General features: G+C 72.0%; 14 protein-coding genes and 1 riboswitch. Of the genes, 7 read left to right on the top strand and 7 right to left on the bottom strand.

Translation table 11 applies throughout. The features are described 5' to 3' along the window. The first annotated feature begins 19 nt into the window (after positions 1 to 19). Positions 20 to 1,048 (top strand): aldo/keto reductase, encoded by a 1,029-nt coding sequence (locus A6A25_RS19655; protein WP_073892109.1) that lies wholly within the window; start codon positions 20 to 22, stop codon positions 1,046 to 1,048. An 87-nt stretch (positions 1,049 to 1,135) separates the two neighbouring features. On the opposite strand, the gene A6A25_RS19650 is transcribed toward A6A25_RS19655, so the two are convergent. Next, the gene (locus tag A6A25_RS19650; RefSeq protein WP_143193271.1) at positions 1,136 to 2,791 is read right to left on the bottom strand and encodes an ABC transporter substrate-binding protein; all 1,656 of its coding nucleotides are present in this window, start codon (positions 2,789 to 2,791) and stop codon (positions 1,136 to 1,138) included. 364 nt (positions 2,792 to 3,155) lie between these two features. Between A6A25_RS19650 and A6A25_RS43135 the strand changes: the two genes are divergently transcribed. Then, positions 3,156 to 3,641 (top strand): hypothetical protein, encoded by a 486-nt coding sequence (locus A6A25_RS43135; RefSeq protein ID WP_143193270.1) that lies wholly within the window; start codon positions 3,156 to 3,158, stop codon positions 3,639 to 3,641. A 351-nt stretch (positions 3,642 to 3,992) separates the two neighbouring features. Here the strand turns inward: A6A25_RS43135 and metH are convergent, their stop codons facing one another. The 4 genes from metH to A6A25_RS19625 form a co-directional block, all read right to left on the bottom strand. Next, entirely contained in the window at positions 3,993 to 7,580 is a 3,588-nt protein-coding gene (gene metH, locus A6A25_RS19640) for a methionine synthase (protein WP_073892105.1), read from the bottom strand. A gap of 11 nt (positions 7,581 to 7,591) precedes the next feature. Continuing rightward, positions 7,592 to 7,672: riboswitch (S-adenosyl-L-homocysteine riboswitch) on the bottom strand. A gap of 61 nt (positions 7,673 to 7,733) precedes the next feature. After that, the gene (locus tag A6A25_RS19635; RefSeq protein ID WP_073892103.1) at positions 7,734 to 8,396 is read right to left on the bottom strand and encodes a LutC/YkgG family protein; all 663 of its coding nucleotides are present in this window, start codon (positions 8,394 to 8,396) and stop codon (positions 7,734 to 7,736) included. Beyond that, positions 8,393 to 9,793: a LutB/LldF family L-lactate oxidation iron-sulfur protein gene (locus A6A25_RS19630; RefSeq protein WP_073892102.1), complete on the bottom strand. Its 1,401-nt coding sequence runs from the start codon at positions 9,791 to 9,793 to the stop codon at positions 8,393 to 8,395. The genes A6A25_RS19635 and A6A25_RS19630 overlap by 4 nt, the downstream gene beginning before the upstream one ends. Beyond that, positions 9,790 to 10,518, bottom strand: coding sequence for a (Fe-S)-binding protein (locus A6A25_RS19625; protein WP_073892100.1), 729 nt, complete (start codon positions 10,516 to 10,518; stop codon positions 9,790 to 9,792). The genes A6A25_RS19630 and A6A25_RS19625 overlap by 4 nt, the downstream gene beginning before the upstream one ends. A 68-nt stretch (positions 10,519 to 10,586) precedes the next feature. Here A6A25_RS19625 and A6A25_RS19620 point away from each other — a divergent pair, with 68 nt between their 5' ends. The 3 genes from A6A25_RS19620 to A6A25_RS19610 all read left to right on the top strand — a co-directional run bounded on the left by A6A25_RS19620 (position 10,587) and on the right by A6A25_RS19610 (position 13,642). Beyond that, the gene (locus A6A25_RS19620) at positions 10,587 to 11,279 is read left to right on the top strand and encodes a FadR/GntR family transcriptional regulator (protein ID WP_143193269.1); all 693 of its coding nucleotides are present in this window, start codon (positions 10,587 to 10,589) and stop codon (positions 11,277 to 11,279) included. 153 nt (positions 11,280 to 11,432) lie between these two features. Further along, positions 11,433 to 13,244, top strand: a complete 1,812-nt coding sequence (locus tag A6A25_RS19615; RefSeq protein WP_073892097.1) for an AAA family ATPase — start codon at positions 11,433 to 11,435, stop codon at positions 13,242 to 13,244. 11 nt (positions 13,245 to 13,255) lie between these two features. After that, positions 13,256 to 13,642: a hypothetical protein gene (locus tag A6A25_RS19610; protein ID WP_073892096.1), complete on the top strand. Its 387-nt coding sequence runs from the start codon at positions 13,256 to 13,258 to the stop codon at positions 13,640 to 13,642. Positions 13,643 to 13,669: 27 nt separating this feature from the next. Here the strand turns inward: A6A25_RS19610 and A6A25_RS19605 are convergent, their stop codons facing one another. Then, positions 13,670 to 15,070 carry a rhamnulokinase gene (locus A6A25_RS19605; protein ID WP_198932777.1) on the bottom strand — a complete coding sequence of 467 codons (1,401 nt, stop codon included), beginning with the start codon at positions 15,068 to 15,070 and terminating at the stop codon, positions 13,670 to 13,672. 130 nt (positions 15,071 to 15,200) lie between these two features. On the opposite strand from A6A25_RS19605, the gene A6A25_RS19600 reads away from it, so the two are divergent. Then, positions 15,201 to 15,887, top strand: a complete 687-nt coding sequence (locus tag A6A25_RS19600; RefSeq protein ID WP_241828801.1) for a class I SAM-dependent methyltransferase — start codon at positions 15,201 to 15,203, stop codon at positions 15,885 to 15,887. A 55-nt stretch (positions 15,888 to 15,942) separates the two neighbouring features. Then, a complete protein-coding gene (locus A6A25_RS19595) occupies positions 15,943 to 16,797 on the top strand; it encodes a transglutaminase-like domain-containing protein (protein ID WP_073892093.1) in 855 nt (284 codons plus the stop codon). Here A6A25_RS19595 and A6A25_RS19590 read toward each other — a convergent pair. Continuing rightward, positions 16,767 to 17,633 (bottom strand): SDR family NAD(P)-dependent oxidoreductase, encoded by an 867-nt coding sequence (locus A6A25_RS19590; protein WP_073892091.1) that lies wholly within the window; start codon positions 17,631 to 17,633, stop codon positions 16,767 to 16,769. The two genes, A6A25_RS19595 and A6A25_RS19590, sit on opposite strands and share 31 nt — an antisense overlap. Between the last annotated feature and the right edge of the window lie 587 nt (positions 17,634 to 18,220).

Here is an 18,220-nt window from a genome sequence, read left to right as displayed (position 1 = left end):
CCGACTGACGAGGAGTGCCATGAAGTACCGCACGCTGGGCCGGACCGGCATCAAGGTCAGCCCGTACTGCCTGGGCGCGATGATGTTCGGCGCCGCGGGCAACCCCGACCACGACGAGTCGGTCCGCATCATCCACAAGGCGCTGGACGCGGGCGTCAACTTCGTGGACACCGCGGACATCTACTCGCACGGCGAGTCCGAGGAGATCGTCGGCAAAGCGCTCAAGGGCCGCCGTGACGACGTCGTGCTGGCCACCAAGGCGCACCTGCCGATGGGGGAGGACCCCAACCGGCAGGGCAACTCCCGCCGCTGGCTGGTCCGCGCCCTCGAAAACTCGCTGCGCCGCCTGGGCACCGACCACGTCGACCTGTTCCAGGTGCACCGGCCCGCGCCGGACACCGACGTCGAGGAGACGTTGTCCGTGCTCACCGACCTGATGCGCGCCGGCAAGGTCCGTGCCATCGGCACCTCCACCTTCCCCGCCTCGGAGATCGTCGAGGCGCAGTGGATCGCCGAGCGCCGCAACCTGGCCCGGTTCCGCACCGAGCAGCCGCCCTACTCCATCCTCGACCGCCGCATCGAGAACGAGGTGCTGCCGGTCTGCGAGCGCTACGGCATGGGCACCCTCGTCTGGAGCCCGCTCGCCCAGGGCATGCTCACCGGCCGCTACCGCAAGGGCGTGCACACCGACAGCCGGCGGGCGAGCTACGGCTTCAAGCACATGACCGACGAACGCCGCCTCGACGCCGTCGAGCAGCTCATCCCCGTCGCCGAGGACGCCGGGATGTCGTTGACCCACATGGCGATGGCGTTCGCGATCTCCCACCCCGGCATCACGTCCGCGATCATCGGCCCGCGCACCATGGACCAGCTGGACGACCTCCTGGCCGGCGTGGACACCGTGCTGGACGACGACGTGCTCGACCGGATCGACGCGATCGTGCCGCCCGGCACCGGCGTCGGTGCCCTCGACATGGACTACCGCACCCCGGCCGTCCACCAGCCCCGCCTGCGCCGCCGCCTGTCCGACGACCGCGCCGCCGCCTGACACCGCCGCCTGACACCGCCGCCTGACACCGCCGCCTGGCGCCCGCACCGCGTGGCCGCCCGGACCGACACCGGGCGGCCACCGGCGTCAGCCGAGTTTCGGGCACCCGGTGTCCGGGTGCCGCTCCTGCCCCCGGCTGTAGAGCAGGCCGGTCATCACCTCGCACACCGGGATGCCCTGCAGGTCGTGGATGTCGGCCAGCTTCAGGATCGCCAGGTTCCGGTTGTTGGCGATCCGGTCCTGCTTGAAGGTGATCAAACCGGTGGCGCCCTGGTAGTCCATCTCCCGGAACCGCTGGGCGACCGCCGCCCGGTGCGGCGTCGTCCCCCCTTGCGGGCGCAGCTCCTGCACGGCGCCCGCGAAGAGGCCCGCCGTGTCGTAGAGACCTCCGACCCGTTCACCCGGCCACGGCGCGACCGGCCGTTCGTCGGCCGAGAGCGTCCCGGTGATCTCGTCCCGCAGGGCGCGGTACCCGGCGCAGAACGAGTCGAGCGCGGACGACCCGCCGATCACCGTGCCCGACTTGCCCGCGACGCAGTTGCGCCCGGCGAGCACGACCAGGCCGCCCATGCCGACGTAGGACAGGGGCACGCCGTTGAACTCGTCGCGGTTGCGGTCGGGCGTGTGGGCGACGAACCGCGACACCGCGTCGGAGGCGACGACGCGCGGCAGCCGGTCCAGGCCTGCGCAGTTGTTGCGCAGCGCTTCGAGGAAACCGCCGAACTCGTCCTCCCGGCCCGCGTAGAAGGCGATCTCGTCGTGGCGGTCGACCTGGTTGACGCACGCCTCCGACAGCTCTTCCGCGGACTGCTCCCAGTCCTTGCTCACCACGCCGACCGGATCGGCCTTCAGACGCGCCTGCATGACCTCCACCAGGGAGTCGACGTAGGCGTCGGGCCCGCTCCCGGCCCGGTGGTAGATGGTCACCTTGGTGGCGCCGACCCGGGTCGCGTAATCGCCGATCAGGTTGGCCTGCTGGGTGTTGTCGGGCACCAGCTGGAAGTAGAGGGGCGAGTTCCCGTCCAGGCCCACCTTGGTCAACGTGGTGCCGACGGTCGTGACGCCGTGATCACCCAGCTCCCTGATCGCCAGCTCCGTCTGCCGGACGCTGCGGTCCAACCCGACCACGCCCAGGATGCGGGGATCGGCCTCGATGAGCGGGACGAGCAGGTCACGTGCCACGGCGTGCGCGGACGCCATCTTGCTGCCGCCGTTCGCGACGACGATGCGCAGCAGCGGCCCGTTCTTGAGCGCCTCCTTGTTGAGCTGGCGCTGGCGGATGAGCAGGCCCTCCAGCTCCTCGGCGACCGAGTGCTCGGCGGCCGGGACGCTCTGGTTGAACGTCAGCCCGGCGAAGTAGACCAGGCTGAAGTAGGGCCGCTCCGGTGACTGCCCGTGCAGCCTCGCCGCGACCTCGTTCTGCGCGAAGACGTTCTCCTGGGCCAGCCGCAACCGCTCGTTGCGCCCGAACACCTGCCCGGCGTTGTCGCTGTAGCCGACGCACTGGTCGGCGCCGTCGATCCTGGTCACCTCGGTGGCGATGCCGCGGGTCACGGCACCGAAGAACGCGCACCCGGCCCGCCAGTGCGTCCACAGCGACTGGGCGGGCATGGTCGCGGCGGCCAGCACCGCCAGCACCACCATGATCTCGCCGACGCCGCGGCGGGCGGGCCACGCGGGGCCGAGGGCTCTCGCGGGCCTCGATCTCCCAGGCGTGCCGGTCGCGACCGCGCAGCGAGGCACCGTCCGGCACCGCCGCGGGGAGGCTGACGAACAGGTAGCGCGCGTCCGGCGCGAGCAGTTGGCGACGTCGCGGCAACCGGTCCTTCCAGGCGCTGAACGCCTCCTCCGCCACGTTCGGCGTGATCGGCGCGCTGGGCGGGACCAGCTGGGTCGGCTCCTCGCCGCTCGCCGTGACGAACAGCAGCGGGTCGAGTTCCCCGGTCTCGTTGCGGACCTCGTTGACCAGCCGCAGCAGTTCCCACCCGGCGGGGTCGACGTCGTCGAGCAGCACGGGCACGTACGTGGTCCGCCGGTGCGCCTTGCGGTGGGGGAGGAACCCGGCCCTGGTGCGCCGGTAGGCCACCCGCAGGTCCTCCAGGAACGCGTGCACCAGCAGCTTGCGGAACTGGTCCGGGTTCTCGGAGTCCCGGCGGTCCTTGGTCAGCCGTTCGGCGAAGTCGAAGAAGTCCTGGGAGTGCCGCGGGACCATGTACGGCTGGCGCATGAACCACCGCCGCTCCCGACCGAGCCCCGGAACGCGGTCACGCCCCCAGTACAGGCCGATGAACCGACCGGCGAACTGCGTCAGCGCCATGAGGAACTGCGCGCGCTCCCCGGCCTTGTCGGCCAGTTCGCCCACTTCCCCGGACATGCGGTGCCTGCCCCAGGCGCGCAACGCGGCCTCGACCGGGCGTTCGAACTTCACCTGCTTCGGCGCGAGTTCCACGCGGGTGAGGTGGTGGGCCAGTTCGTAGTGGTCGAACCTCTTGAGCGAGTTCCGGCCGAACTGCCCACCGCGCAGCTTCACCTGCAGCGCGTGCAGCAGCGGCAGCACGGCGTCGGGGGTGCTTCGCCGCGTCCTCCGGGGTGACCAGGACGTGAGGCACCTTCGGCACCTTGGCCGCGAACGCCCGGTCGAGCCGGGGCAGGAACCCGTCCGCGCCCGGCTCGCGGATCAGGCACACCAGGGGCAGCGGCAGGTCACCGCGTTTCTCGAGGTCCTCGTCGCGTTCCCATAATCGCGGCCTGCGGACGAGCACGCGCACCAACGTCAACAAGGCGTCGACGCCCGGGAACACGGGATCGGACACATTTCCCCCTCTGCGGTGCGCCGGCGACGCGTGTACCTCACATCACGCACAGACCGCGCGGTGTTACGCACCGCAGAAGTACGGGTCGGACACCCGAGGGCACCGGTGGTGCCTCTCGGGTGGTCCTCCGGTCAGGCTCCGGGCTCGTAGGCCAGGTTCGGCCGCAGCCAGCGCTCGACCTCGGCCACCGGCATGCCGCGCCGCGCCGCGTAGTCCTCCACCTGGTCGCGCCCGATCCGGCCCACCGTGAAGTACCGCGACTCCGGGTGCGCGAAGATCACACCGCTCACCGCCGCCGCGGGCGTCATGGCGAACGAGTCCGTCAACGCCAACCCGACCTTCTCCGCCTCCAGCAACGAGAACAGGTCCCGCTTCTCGCTGTGGTCCGGACTGGCCGGGTACCCGAACGCGGGCCGGATGCCGCGGAACCGCTCGGCGTGCAGGTCCTCCAACGCGGGCTCCGCGTCCGGCTCGAACCACTCCCGCCGCGCCTGGAGGTGCACGTACTCCGCGAACGCCTCGGCCAACCGGTCGGCCAACGCCTTCACCATGATCGACTTGTAGTCGTCCTGCTCCGCCTCGTACCGCGCCGACAACTCCTCGGCACCGTGGATCGCCACCGCGAACCCACCCAGGTGGTCACCCTCGGGCGCGACGTAGTCGGCCAGGCACCGGTTCGGCCGGCTCTGCGGCTTGGCCGTCTGCTGCCGCAGCATCGGCAGCCGCCGCCCGTCCACGACGATGTCGTCACCCTCGGAGTGCGCCGGCCAGAACCCGTACACGCCCTGTGCCCGCAACGAGCCGTCCGCGATGATCCGGTCCAGCATCGCGTTCGCGTCGTCGAACAGCTCCTGCGCGGCCGGGTTGGTCTCCAGGATCTTCGGGTACTTGCCCTTGAGCTCCCACGCCAGGAAGAAGAACGTCCAGTCGATCATCCCGCGCAGCTCGGCCAACGACGGCTCCACCACCCGCAACCCGGTGAACGACGGCGTCGGCAGCTCCTCGAACGACACCGCCTCGGCGTTCGCCCGCGCCTGCTCCACCGTCAGCAACGGCGTGCTCTGCCGGTTCTCGTGCTCCTCGCGCAGCCGCTGCTGCTCGACCCGGTTGGCCGCGGCCAGCTCCTCGGCGCGGTCGGAGTCCAGCAACGCCGAGACGACACCCGCCACCCGTGACGCGTCCAGCACGTGCACCGTGGTCTGGTCGTAGGCGGGCGCGATCCGCACCGCCGTGTGCTGCCGGGACGTCGTCGCGCCGCCGATCAGCAGCGGCAGCTTCATCCCGCGCCGCTGCATCTCCGCCGCCACCGACACCATCTCGTCCAGCGACGGCGTGATCAGCCCGGACAGGCCGATCGCGTCGGCGTTCTCGGCGATCGCGGTGTCCAGGATCTTCGCCGCGGGCACCATCACGCCCAGGTCGACCACGTCGTAGTTGTTGCAGCCCAGCACCACGCCGACGATGTTCTTGCCGATGTCGTGCACGTCGCCCTTCACCGTGGCCAGCACGACCTTGCCGTTGCCGCGGGTGGAGCCGGAGGCTTCCTTCTCCGCGTCCATGTACGGCTCCAGGTGCGCCACCGCGCGCTTCATCACCCGCGCGCTCTTCACCACCTGCGGCAGGAACATCTTGCCCGCGCCGAACAGGTCGCCGACGACCCTCATGCCGTCCATCAGCGGACCCTCGATCACGTCCAGGGGGCGCTTGGCCTCCAGGCGTGCCTCTTCGGTGTCCTCGACGATGAAGTCGACGATGCCGTGCACCAGCGCGTGCTCCAGCCGCTTGGCCACCGGCGCCTCGCGCCACGCCAGGTCGACCACCCGCTTGGTGCCCTTGCTCGCGACCGACTCCGCGAACGACACCAGCCGGTCCGTGGCGTCCGGGCGGCGGTCGAACAGCACGTCCTCGACCAACTCCAGCAGGTCCTTGGGGATGTCCTCGTAGACCGCGAGCTGACCGGCGTTGACGATGCCCATGTCCAGGCCCAGCCGCACCGCGTGGTACAGGAACGACGAGTGCATCGCCTCGCGCACGGTGTCGTTGCCCCGGAAGGAGAACGACAGGTTCGAGATGCCGCCGCTGATCCGCACGCCCGGACAGCGCTGCTTGATCAGCGGGATCGCGTCCAGGAACGCCTTGGCGTACCCGTTGTGCTCGGCGATGCCGGTCGCGACCGCCAGCACGTTCGGGTCGAAGATGATGTCCTCGGCCGGGAAGTCCGCCTTCTGCGTCAGCAGGTCGTACGCGCGACCGCAGATCTCGACCTTGCGCTCGGTGGTGTCGGCCTGGCCCTGCTCGTCGAACGCCATCACCACCACGCCCGCGCCGAAGTCGCGGATGCGGCGGGCCTGGGCCAGGAACTGCTCCTCGCCCTCCTTGAGGCTGATCGAGTTGACCACGCCCTTGCCCTGCACGCACTTCAGCCCGGCCTCCAGCACGCTCCACCGCGAGCTGTCGACCATGATCGGGACGCGGGCGATCTCCGGCTCGGTGGCGATCAGGTTGAGGAACGTCGTCATCGCCCGCTCGCTGTCGAGCAGGTCGGCGTCCATGTTCACGTCGAGCAGGTTCGCGCCGCCGCGCACCTGCTCCAGCGCGACGTCCACGGCAGCCTGGAAGTTGTCGCCCTCGATCAGCCGGCGGAACTTCGCCGAGCCGGTCACGTTGGTGCGCTCGCCGATCATCACGAACCCGGTGTCAGCGCCGATCTCGAACGGCTCCAGGCCGCTGAACCGGGTCCGGTCCGGCACCCGCGCCACCGTGCGCGGCTTCATGTCCTTGACCGCCGCCGCGATCCGCGCGATGTGGTCGGGCGTCGTGCCGCAGCACCCGCCGACGATGTTGACCACGCCCTCCTCGGCGAAACCGTGCAGCAGCGTCGCGGTCTCGTCGGGGGTCTCGTCGTAGCCGCCGAACGCGTTGGGCAGGCCCGCGTTGGGGTGGCTCGCGGTGTAGGTGTTCGCGATCCGGGCCAGCTCGGTGACGTGCGGTCGCATCTCGGCCGCGCCCAGCGCGCAGTTCACGCCCACCACCAGCGGTTCGGCGTGCGCGACGGAGTTCCAGAACGCCTCGACCGTCTGCCCGGACAGCGTCCGGCCGCTCAGGTCCACGATGGTGATCGAGATCCACAGCGGCAGGTGCGGCGCCACCTCGCGGGCGGCGGCGACGGCAGCCTTGGCGTTGAGCGTGTCGAAGATCGTCTCGACCAGCAGCAGGTCGACGCCGCCCTCGGCCAACGCGCTGATCTGCTCCGCGTAGGCGTCCTTGACCTGGTCGAACGACACCGCCCGGTACGCCGGGTCCTCGACCCGCGGCGACAGCGACAGGGTGACGTTGAGCGGGCCGACCGAGCCCGCCACGAACCGGCCGCCCGCCTCGTCGGCGGCTTGGCGGGCGAGCTGCGCGCCGCGCACGTTCATCTCGCGGACCAGCTTCTCCAGGCCGTAGTCGGCCTGCGCGATGGACGTCGCGGTGAACGTGTTGGTGGTCGTGATGTCCGCGCCCGCGGCCAGGTACTTGCGGTGGACGTCGAGGATCAGGTCCGGCCTGGTCAGGTTCAGCAGGTCCGGGTCGCCGGTGACGTCGTGCGTGTGGTCGCCGAGCAGGTCGCCGCGGTAGTCGGCCGGGGTGAGCCCGGCGGCTTGGAGCATGGTGCCCCAGGCGCCGTCCAGCACCGCGACGCGCTGGTCCAGCAGCTCTCGCAGGGCGTTTTCCGACACGCGACCTCCCCTGGTGGGAGGCGCCCTTGCGGATCTGTCGCGCCCGACCGAGCGTGGCGGGCTCCACGCCCGTTGCAGCGCCTCTCGGTCGGGCCTCCAATCCTAGCGAACACCGCGATCGTGGGCGGATCCGCCCAAAGGGTGAGAACCTGATCACGCGGTGTCGCGAACGATCACGACCTCCAGGGTGCGGGGACCGTGCACGCCTTCGACCCGTTCCAGCTCGATATCGCTGGTCGCGGACGGCCCACTGATCCACGTCTGGGTGTGGACCCCGGCCAACGCCGCCACCGCGTCGGGCACGCCGGCGACCACCTGGTCGGCCCGCACGACCACCAGGTGGTAGTCCGGCACGAGGGTGAGGGCCCGGGGACCTTGGTCGACCGCGTCGTGGTCGAGCACGATCGTCCCGGTCTCCGCGACCGCGACGTGACAGCCGGTAACCACCGCATCGGCCGCTTCGAGCATTTCGCGAAGCGCTTCGCGAGCGTCCCCGCCAAGGGGAACCCTTGATTCGATTCTACCGGCGGGGTCCGACAATTCCGCCCACTCAGCTGTCCACGCGGAGGGAGCGCCGGGTGCGGTCACGACGAAGCGCGCACCCCGGTCCCGCAGTGCCGCGGCCACGGCCCCGGGCACCTCGTCGGCCGCCACGACCCGGACCCGGGCGCGGTAGTCGCGCAGCCGTTCGGCGAACAGTTCGACGTCACCCGGCCCCCGCGAGCCCGCCGCCCGGTACTCGCGCGGCACGGGCGCCACCTCACGCGGACCCTTCGCCCGCCGCACCCTGGCCAGCACCTCGTCACGCGCGCTCATCGAGAGGACTCCCACCAGTCGCGGAACGTCTCCTTCGGCGGTTGCGGCAGGTCGCGGGCCGTCGACCAACCCGGCAGCGGCACGTGCCGGCTCGCCAACCGCCCGAACTTGCCCAAGCGCACCAGCCGCCGCCACCGCCGCGCGTCCGACATCGCCCACGCCAACGCGCGCATCGCCGTCGACTCCGGCGTCGTCCGCTTCGCCGACACGACCCGCTCCCGCAGGTGCACCAGCATCGACGGGATGTCGATCGCCACCGGGCACACGTCGTAGCAGACACCGCACAACGACGACGCGAACGGCAGCGTCGGGTTGCGGTCCACCCCCGTCAACTGCGGCGACAGCACCGCGCCGATCGGGCCGGGATACGTCGAGCCGTACGCGTGCCCACCGGTCCGCTCGTACACCGGGCACGAGTTCAAGCACGCCGAGCAGCGGATGCACCGCAACGCCGCCCGGCCGTCCGGATCGGCGAGCGTGGCCGTCCGCCCGTTGTCCACCAGCACGACGTGGCTGGTCTGCCCCTCGGTCGGCCCTGTCCACACCGACGTGTAAGGGTTCATCCGCTCACCGGTCGACGACCGCGGCAGCAACTGCAGGAACACCTCCAGGTCCTGCCAGCGCGGCACCAGCTTCTCGATGCCCACCACGCTGATCAGGGTGCGCGGCAGCGTCAGGCACATCCGCCCGTTGCCCTCGGACTCCACCACGACCAGCGACCCCGTCTCGGCCACGCCGAAGTTCGCGCCCGAGACCGCCACGTCCACCGTCATGAACTTGTGCCGCAGGTGCTCGCGCGCCGCCTCCGCCAACGCCCGCGGGTCGTCGGTCAGCCTCGGGTCCACGCCGGGCATCTCGCGCCGGAAGATCTCCCGGATCTCGGACCGGTTGCGGTGGATCGCGGGCACCAGGATGTGGCTCGACTTGTCCTTGCCCAGCTGCACGATCAGCTCGGCCAGGTCGGTCTCCACCGCGTGCACGCCGATCCGCGCCAGGGCCTCGTTCAGCCCGATCTCGACCGTGGCCATCGACTTGACCTTGATGACCTCACGCGTCCCGGTCGCCCGCACCAGGTCGGCGACGATCCGGTTGGCCTCCTCCGCGTCACGCGCCCAGTGCACGTGCGTGCCGCGGCTGGTCAACGCCTCCTCGAACCGCACCAGGTACTCGTCCAGGTTGGCCAGCACGTCGTCCTTGATCGCCGCGCCCGCCGCCCGCAGCTGCGCCCAGTCGGGCAGTTCGCCCACGACGTTCGCCCGCTTGGCCCGGATGGTGCCGGTGGCCTTGGCGAGGTTGCGGCGCAACTGGGCGTTGCCCAACGCCTCGCGCGCGGCCTTGGGGAACGGCTCGCCGGTCAGGTTCCCGCCGCCGGCGGGCATGCCCAGGAACGTCGTCATCGCGTGTGCTCCAGGATCTGCGCCAGGTGCAGCGGTCGGACGCCGCTGCGCAGCCTGTTCAGGCCGCCGCCGATGTGCATCAGGCACGACGAGTCGCCCGCCGTGAGCACGCCTGCCTTCGTGCTCAGCACCGCGTTCATCTTGTCGCCGAGCATGGCCGTGGAGGTGTCGGAGTTCTTCAGCGCGAACGTGCCGCCGAACCCGCAGCACGTCTCCGCCGACGGCAGCTCGACCAGGTCGATGCCCTCCACGGCCCGCAGCAGCCGCAACGGCCGGTCGCCGACCTTCAGCACGCGCAGCGAGTGGCACGTGGGGTGGTAGGTGACCCGGTGCGGGAAGTACGCGCCCACGTCGGTGACGCCCAGGACGTCCACCAGGAACTCGGACAGCTCGTACGTGCGCTTGGCGGTGTCCGCGGCGGCCTCGGCCAGCTTCGCGTCACCTTGCTGCCGGGCGACCTCGGCCTGCTGGTGGCGCACCGATCCCGCGCACGACCCGGACGGCGCGACGATCACGTCCGCCTGCTCGAACGCCTCGACGTGGTTGCGGATCACCGGCAGGGCCTGACCGGCGTAGCCGGTGTTGATGTGCATCTGGCCGCAGCAGGTCTGGGCGGACGGCACGACCACCTCGTGGCCGAGCCGTTCCAGCAGTCGGACGGTGGCCTTGCCGACGTCCGGGAACAGGCCGTCGACCAGGCACGTGACGAACAGCGCGACTCTCACCGCGGTGAGTCTAGACTCTGTGGTCTGACCACACCAGGCTGTGGTCAGACCACAGTGGAGGTGCGTCCTTGTCCGGGTACGGCGCGGTGCTGCGGCACGTCGAGGCTGAGCTGAGCGCGGGACGGCTCGGCGTGGGCGAGCAGTTGCCCGCGGAGCGCAAGCTGGCCGAGGACCTGGGCGTCAGCCGGGCGACCGTGCGCGAGGCGATCCGGGTGCTGCAGGCGATGGGCGTGGTGCGCAGCGGCGTCGGCTCGGGGCCGGACGCGGGCACCACCGTGATCGCGGACCCGGCCGGTGGGCTCGGTGCGGCGTTGCGCCTGCACCTGGCCACGCGCAGGCTGCCGATGGCCGACCTCGTCGGCACCCGGGTGATGATCGAGAGCCATTCCGTGCGCGCCGCCGCGGCCCGTCCCGACCACCCCGACCTGGCCCGTGCCGCCGAGCTGTTGACCCGGATGGACGCCCCGGACCTGGACGCGGACACGTTCCACCAACTCGACGCCGACTTCCACGTCGCCCTCACCGCCGCCGCGGGCAACGCGGTGAACACGGCGATCATGGCGGCGCTGCGTGACGCGATCCACCGCACCGTGCTGGACGCCGTGCAGGCGCTGCCCGACTGGTCGCGCACCGCCGTCCGGCTGCGCCGCGAGCACCGCGCGATCCTGCGTGCCGTCCAGGCGGGTGACGGCGACCTGGCCGCCACCAGGGTCACCCGGCACGTCGAGGGCTTCCACCGGGAGTGGGTCCGGCACGCGTGAGCGTTGAATTCAGGGGTCGTAAACGTACGACTCTCGCGAGGTGGGGCTACTGACCGTTATAGGCCACTCGATGGTGTGATGCGTGCTGGCTCGAAGGTGGGGCGTTGCGGCGATCCGGGTTTCGGGACGAGGGCACCGTGCTTCCATCGTGCCGTGGACGACAGATCGACCACGGTCAGTGTCGGGGGGAGTCTCAGCGGAGTCGTCGTCATCGGCGATCACAACGTGGTGTGCGACCACTCCGGCACCACCGTCAGCCCGACGACACCACCCGCGGTGCGCCGCACGACACCACCGCGTTCCCTGCTGTGGGGTCAACGGGAGGCGCCGGTCGGCCGGGACGCGGAACTACGCGCCGTGCACGCCGAGCTCGACGCCCGCCGGCACGTCCAGCTGCACGGGCCCGCCGGCTACGGCAAGTCGTTGCTGCTGCGGCACGTCAGCCGGCAGCGGGCGGCCCGCGACCACGTGATTTGCCTTACCGCGAGCGGGAAGCACGTCGACGACCTCCTGCAGGACCTGTTCGAGGCGTGCTACGAGGGAGCCGAGGACTACCGGCCGACGCCCGCGCGCCTGCGCCGGTTCCTGGAGCCGGTCCGCGCGGTGCTGGTGCTGGACCACCTGTCCGACCAGCCCGAGGACATCGAGCGGGTGCTCGACGCGGCGTCCGGCTGCACCGTGCTGTCCGCGGCGAGGGAGCGGACGTTGTGGTCCGCGGGTCGGGCCGTGGCCGTCGGCGACCTGTCCCCTGAAGCGAGCCTCGCCCTCGTGCACCGCGTCCTCGGCCGCCCACCGACCCCGGCCGAACTCCGGCAGGTCCAAGCCGCGCGCGGCAGCCCGCCCGCGTTGCTGCGGATCGCCACCACCACGACCGACGACCGGCACCGTCGGGTCATCAGGGTGCTCGCGCTGCTCGGTGGCGTCGGGTGTTCGGTCGCGTTGCTCGCGCTGCTGGCCGGGATCGCCTCGGCGGAGGCCGCACCGGTGGTGGCCGACCTGGAGCGGGTCGGGTTCGTCACGGCGGACGGCGGTGGGGTCCACCTCGCCACCCCGGCCGCGGAGGTCGCTTCCGCGTCCTCGGCGGCGACCACGCTGACGGACTGGCTCTGGACCGGCCCGGCACGTCCCGAGGTGGTCGAGGCCGCGCCGGTCATCGTCGCCGTGCTCACCGCCGCCGGTCCCACCGCGGAAGCGCTGGCACTGGCCCGGGTCGCCGCTCCGGCACTGCTGCGGTCACTGCGGCTCGGCGCCTGGGGCGAGGTGCTGGTGCTCGGCGCGAAGGCCGCGCGCCTGCTGGGCGAGTCCCGCGAACTGGCCTACTTCGAACGGGAGCTGCGGGTGCGGGACCGGTTGCTCGCGCAACGGTCGGCCTCGGGCTTGTGGTGGAAGGTCCTCCTCCCGCTGCTGGTCCTCGCACCGCTGGTCGGGTTCGGCTGGCTGGCCCTGAGCGAACCGCGTGACACCGCCGGGCAGCTCGCGGTGTCGACCACGGCGAGCGCACCCGGCACCGTCACCACCCTCCCGGCCGGAACCCCCACCTCCGGACCCGCCGACCCGGGAGACCCGACCACCGACCCGGACGGCCCGGTCAGCGACGTGACGACCGATCCGCCGTGCGACCCGGTCCTGCCCGCGTCGCTGGGGTTCGACGTCGTGCGGGACACCCGCTCGATCCCGATCGTCGCCCAGCCCTGCCACGGCGCCGGCGTGCCGACCGGCCGGCTGGCGCTCGGCGGTCCCGACGCGTCGGTGTTCACCCTCAAGCCCGACTGCCCCGACCTGCTGTCACCGGGCGAGAGCTGCACGGTGACGATCTACTTCGACGCCACTGCCCCCGGCGACTACACGGCACAGGTCGCCCTTCCCGCCGAACGTCCCATGGTGCTGAGCGGCGTGGTCGAGGCAACGAAGTCGCCCGTGCCGCCGACGACCACGACCACGACCACGATCCCCACTCCGGGGTGACGGGAGAACCCATGTCCGACAACCGGTTCCGCCTCCGCGTCGGCGGCGACATCAGCGGCAACGTCGTCGTCGGTGACAACAACACGGTCACCAACGCGCCCGTGCGGCTCGACGCCCGTGAGGCGGAGGACCTGGCCGCGCTGTTCGCCCGACTCCGCGCGCGACTCGGCGAGGACGACGACGCGGCCCGCGCGAAGGTCGACGAGCTCGAAGAGGCGATCATTGACGGCGAGCCCGACCTCGCCACGATGGAGAGCGTCCGCAACTGGTTCGGCCGGAAGATGCCCCGCCTCGCGGCCTCGGTGTCGGAGCTGATCCTCAACCCGATCGTCGCCAAGCTCGTCGGCGCCGCCGGTGCCGGGCTGGCGGCCGAGTTCACCCGGCGGTTCGGCGGCTGAGCACCCGGCCGGAGGGCCGTTGCGGGTTCAGGCCGGGTCGTAGTGGCGGATGTCCTCGGTGGTGGCCAGGGTCGCCCGGATCGCCTCCAAAGTGGCCGGGGCGGCGCCGTGGGCCCTCGCCTGGACCAGGACGTTGCCCAGGGCGGTGGCCTCGACGGGGCCCGCGATGACGCGGCGACCGGAGAGCGCGGCGGTCAGGCGGCACAGCAGGTCGTTGCGGGAGCCGCCGCCCACGATGTGGATCACGTCGACGTCCTGGCCGGTCAGGGTCGCCGCCTGGTCGATGGTGCGGGCGTAGGCGATGGCCAGCGAGTCCAGGACGCAGCGCACGGTCTCGGCCGGGGTGCGCAGCGGGCCGGTGGCCGCGGCGGCGATGCGGTTCGGCATGTCGCCCGGTGCGATGAACGCCGGGTCGTCGACGTCGACGGTCGGTCCGCCCGAGGGGAGGGTCTCCGCCTCGGCGAGGAGCGTGGGCAGGTCGTGGTCGGGCCACTCGCGCAGCGACTCCTGCAGCAGCCACAGGCCGCCGACGTTGCGCAGGAACCTGGTCCGCCCGTCCACACCGCCCTCGTTGGTGAAGTTGAGCTCGCGTGCCCGGTGGCCCAGCACCGGCTCGGGCAGTTCGACGCCGGCCAGCGACCACGTCCCGCTGGACACGTAGGCGAAGCGCGACCCGTCGGCGGGCAGTGCCACGACGGCCGACGCGGTGTCGTGCGAGCCGACGGACGTCACCGGTGTCGTCGCCGGCAGGCCGGTCGCGGCGACGACCTCCGGGCGCAGCAGGCCGCGTACTTCACCCGGCTCCTGCAACGGCGGGAACGGCACGTCGGCGGCCAGTTCCGGAGCCCACGTCCGCGTCCGCACGTCCAGCAGCCCCGTGGTCGACGCGTTCGTGATCTCCGTCCGCAGCTCGCCGGTCAGCCAGTAGGCGAGCAGGTCCGGCAGCAGCACGACGTGCGCCGCCTTGGCCCACCACGGCGACGACCGCTCGGCCTCCAGCTGGTAGAGCGTGGTGAACGGCAGGAACTGCAGGCCGTTGATCGCGTACAGGGCTTCGGGGGACGTCCGTGCGTGCACCCGCTCCACGGCCTCGGTCGTCCGCCCGTCCCGGTACGACACGGGCTCGGCGAGCAGCGTGCCGTCCTCGTCCAGCAGCCCGTAGTCCACGGCCCACGTGTCGATGCCGATCGACACCACTTCTCCGAACGCGGCGGCCAGCGCCCGCAGCCCGGTGAGCACCTCCCGGTACAGGCCGGTGAAGTCCCAGCGCAGGTGCCCGTCCCGGGTGACCACGCCGTTGGGGAACCGGTGCACCACGTGCAGCGTGGTGCGGCCGCCCGCCACCACCCCGGCCACGACCCGGCCACCCGAGGCGCCGATGTCGACAGCCCCGAAGACCTTGGCGGACACCTCGGCGACGGACGACATGGGCGGCTCCAGCTACTCCACGAGCTTGAATCGTTTCAAACCACCCCAGTCAAGCGCCTCGGGCCTGGGGCTGTCAAGGATGCGGATAAAGAACCGTCTGTTGCGGTGGTGCGCCCGTACGGTGTCCTCCGTGACGTTCCCGGACTTCCACCGCGCGCCCAACATCGCCGACCACCCCGACGTCTACGAGCGGGAGAACGAGGCGATCGACCCCGACGGGCTGTTGTGGCGCGCACTGCGCGAGCGGGCCGACTGGGCCGGGCGAACGCTGCTCGACCTCGGCTGCGGCACGGGCTTCTGGCTGCCCCGCTACGCGGCCGACGCGGGCGAGGTGATCGGTGTCGAGCCGGACCCCGACCTGCTGGCCAGGGCCGCGCGGCGGGGGACAGTGCGGCACGGGTCGGCCGAGCACGTCCCGCTGCCCGACGCGAGCGTAAACGTGGTGCACGCCCGGTTCGCGTACTTCTTCCCGCCGGACTGCGGACCGGGGCTCGCCGAGGTGCGGCGCGTGCTGCGGCCCGGCGGCACGCTGGTCGTGATCGACAACGACTGGCGGCACGGCGAGTTCGCCGACCTGCTCGCCGCGTCGCCGTGGGCGTCCGCGCAGGGCGCCGCCGACACCACCGACGCGTGGTGGCGCGACCAGGGCGCGCAGCGCACCGAGGTGATGTCGTCGTGGCGGTGCCGTGACGCGGCGGAGCTGGAAGCCGTGCTGCGCATCGAGTTCCCCGGCGACGTCGTGGACGGGTGGGTCCGCGCCAACCCCGATCGGCGGGAGCTGGGCTACGGCTACGTCCTGTTCACCGTCACCGCTTGACCATGCCCCTGGGGCAGGCCGTAGACAGTGCGCGACACAGGCCGAGGGGGCATGCATGATCGACTACACCACGCACAGCCGGTTCACCGACCCCGGGTCGTTCGCCGGGTGGCTGGACGGCGTCGGACCGGACCTGGCCGAGCTGCGGCGGGTCGCGGCCGGGCTGGTGTTCCACTACTGGGGCAACGGGAACATCACCGACCACGGGTTCCCCGCCGAACGGCTGGCGGAGGTCGACCTGCGGTACGCGGCGGACATCCTCGCCCGCCTGCACGAGCTGAACCCCGCGCCGCTGGGCGAGCAGCGCGCGCCGACCGAGCGGGTGGTGGGCTGCTGCCGCGACTTCACGCTGCTGTTCGTGGCGATGGCACGGCACCACGGCCTCCCGGCACGGTCACGGGTCGGGTTCGCCGGCTACCTCGCGCCCGGCTGGTACCTCGACCACGTGGTGGCCGAGGTGTGGGACGGGCGGCGGTGGCGGTTGGTCGACCCGCAGTTCCTGGACGGCGAGGTCGACCTGATGGACGTGCCGCGGGACCGGTTCCTGGTGGGCGCGGACGCGTGGCGGGCCGCCCGGTCGGGTGCGATCGAGCCCGACCGGTTCGTGGTTTCGCCGGAGATGACGATCCCCGGCACGCGCGGCCTCACCCAGGTGCGGCACGACCTCGTGCAGGACCTGGCGTCGTTGAACAAGCACGAGATGATCCTGTGGGACCTGTGGGGCTTGCTGAGCGACGAACCGGAGCTGTCCGAAGAGGACGTTGCGGCGGCCGACGAGTTGGCGGCGTTGCTGCGGGACCCGGAGGCTGACGTGCGAGCGGCCTTCGACACCGACGCCTACCGCGTGTCGCCGGTGATCACGTCGCTGGACCAGGTGACTCAGTCGCCGGTGGAGGTCGTGTTGCGCTGAGCGGCGTTGCGGGCCGCGGCGGGGCTGAAGCGGTTCAGCACGGTCAGGTAGGAGGTGGGGAAGAGGCGGGCGATGAGGTCGGGCGCGATGGCGGTCCACGCGATCAGCACCCGGCCCTTGCGCTTGGCCACACCCGCCATGATCCGCTCGGCCGCCTTGTCCGCGGGGTAGGTCAGGAGCTTGGCGAAGTTCCCCTTTCCTTGCGCCGCTTCGGTTTCGCTGACCCCCGACGCCACCCGCGCGGTCTCCGCGATCCTGGTCCGGATGCCGCCGGGGTGGGCGCAGGTCACGCCGACGCCGCGGTCGGCCAACTCGTGGCGCAACGACTCGGTGAACCCGCGCAGGGCGAACTTGCTGGCCGAGTAGGCGGTCTGGCCGGGTGGGCCGATGAGCCCGAACAGGCTCGACACGTTGACCACGTGACTGCCCGGCGACTGGCGCAACGTCGGCAGGAACAGCCTGGTCAACGCCACCGGCGCGCGGAAGTTGACGTCCATGACCCAGTCGAACTCGTCCGCGCGGACCTGGTCGAACGTGCCACCGAGCGCCACACCCGCGTTGTTCACCAGCAAGGTGATCCGCGGGTTGCCGGCCAGCACCCGGGCCACCAGCCCGTCCAGCGCCCCGACGTCGGCCAGGTCGGCCACGAACGTCTCGACCCGCACCCCGCCGACCTTCCCGGCCACCGCCGCGAGCCGATCGGCATCCCGATCGATCAACACCAACCCACTGCCGCGCCGCGCGAGCCCGTACGCCAACTGCTCGCCGATCCCACTGGCCGCCCCGGTCACCACCGCCGTACCGCCCGCGAACCGGTAGCGCGAAAGCTGGGACATGAGGCCTCCTGTGACGACGTGCCGTGGACCCCACCAGTCTGACCCGCTACGACCCGCCACGGCTCAACTTCCCGCGACCGCTTCACCTCCACGCGGCTGGCCGCGGCGGGACAACTCGGCCGGGCGCGGCTGGGCGGTGCGTGTGGCCGGGCGCGGCTGGATGCGGCCGGATCCGGCTGGGCGCGGCAGGACCCGGCTGGATGCGGCCGGGATCCGGCGGGGCGCGGCGGGACCCGGCTGGGCGCGGCGTGCGGCAGGACGGAACGCGGCGGGGGCGGGATCCGGCGGGGCGCGGCGGGATCCGGCGGGGCGCGGCGGGATCCGGCTGGGCGCGGCAGGGCGGGCGGGGTCCGGCGGGGCGCGGCTGCGTGCGGCGGGACCTGGCTGCAGCGCGGTGAGGGCTCGGCTGGGCGCGAGGGTGCGGCTCCGAGCCCGGCGGCGGTAGCGGGCAGGCTGGTCGAGATCCTGGCGGGCCGGAGGGCTTGTCGGCCGGGCGGTAGTGGGCTGGGGTGGCGGTGGGCTGGAGATCCGCAGGGGCCGGTCTGGGGTTCGATGGGTTGGCGGTGGGGGCAGGGTGGCTGCTGATC

The organism is Saccharothrix sp. CB00851, from assembly GCF_001905065.1.
Classification (GTDB): Bacteria; Actinomycetota; Actinomycetes; order Mycobacteriales; family Pseudonocardiaceae; genus Actinosynnema.
This window is presented reverse-complemented; position numbering and strand designations above follow the sequence as displayed.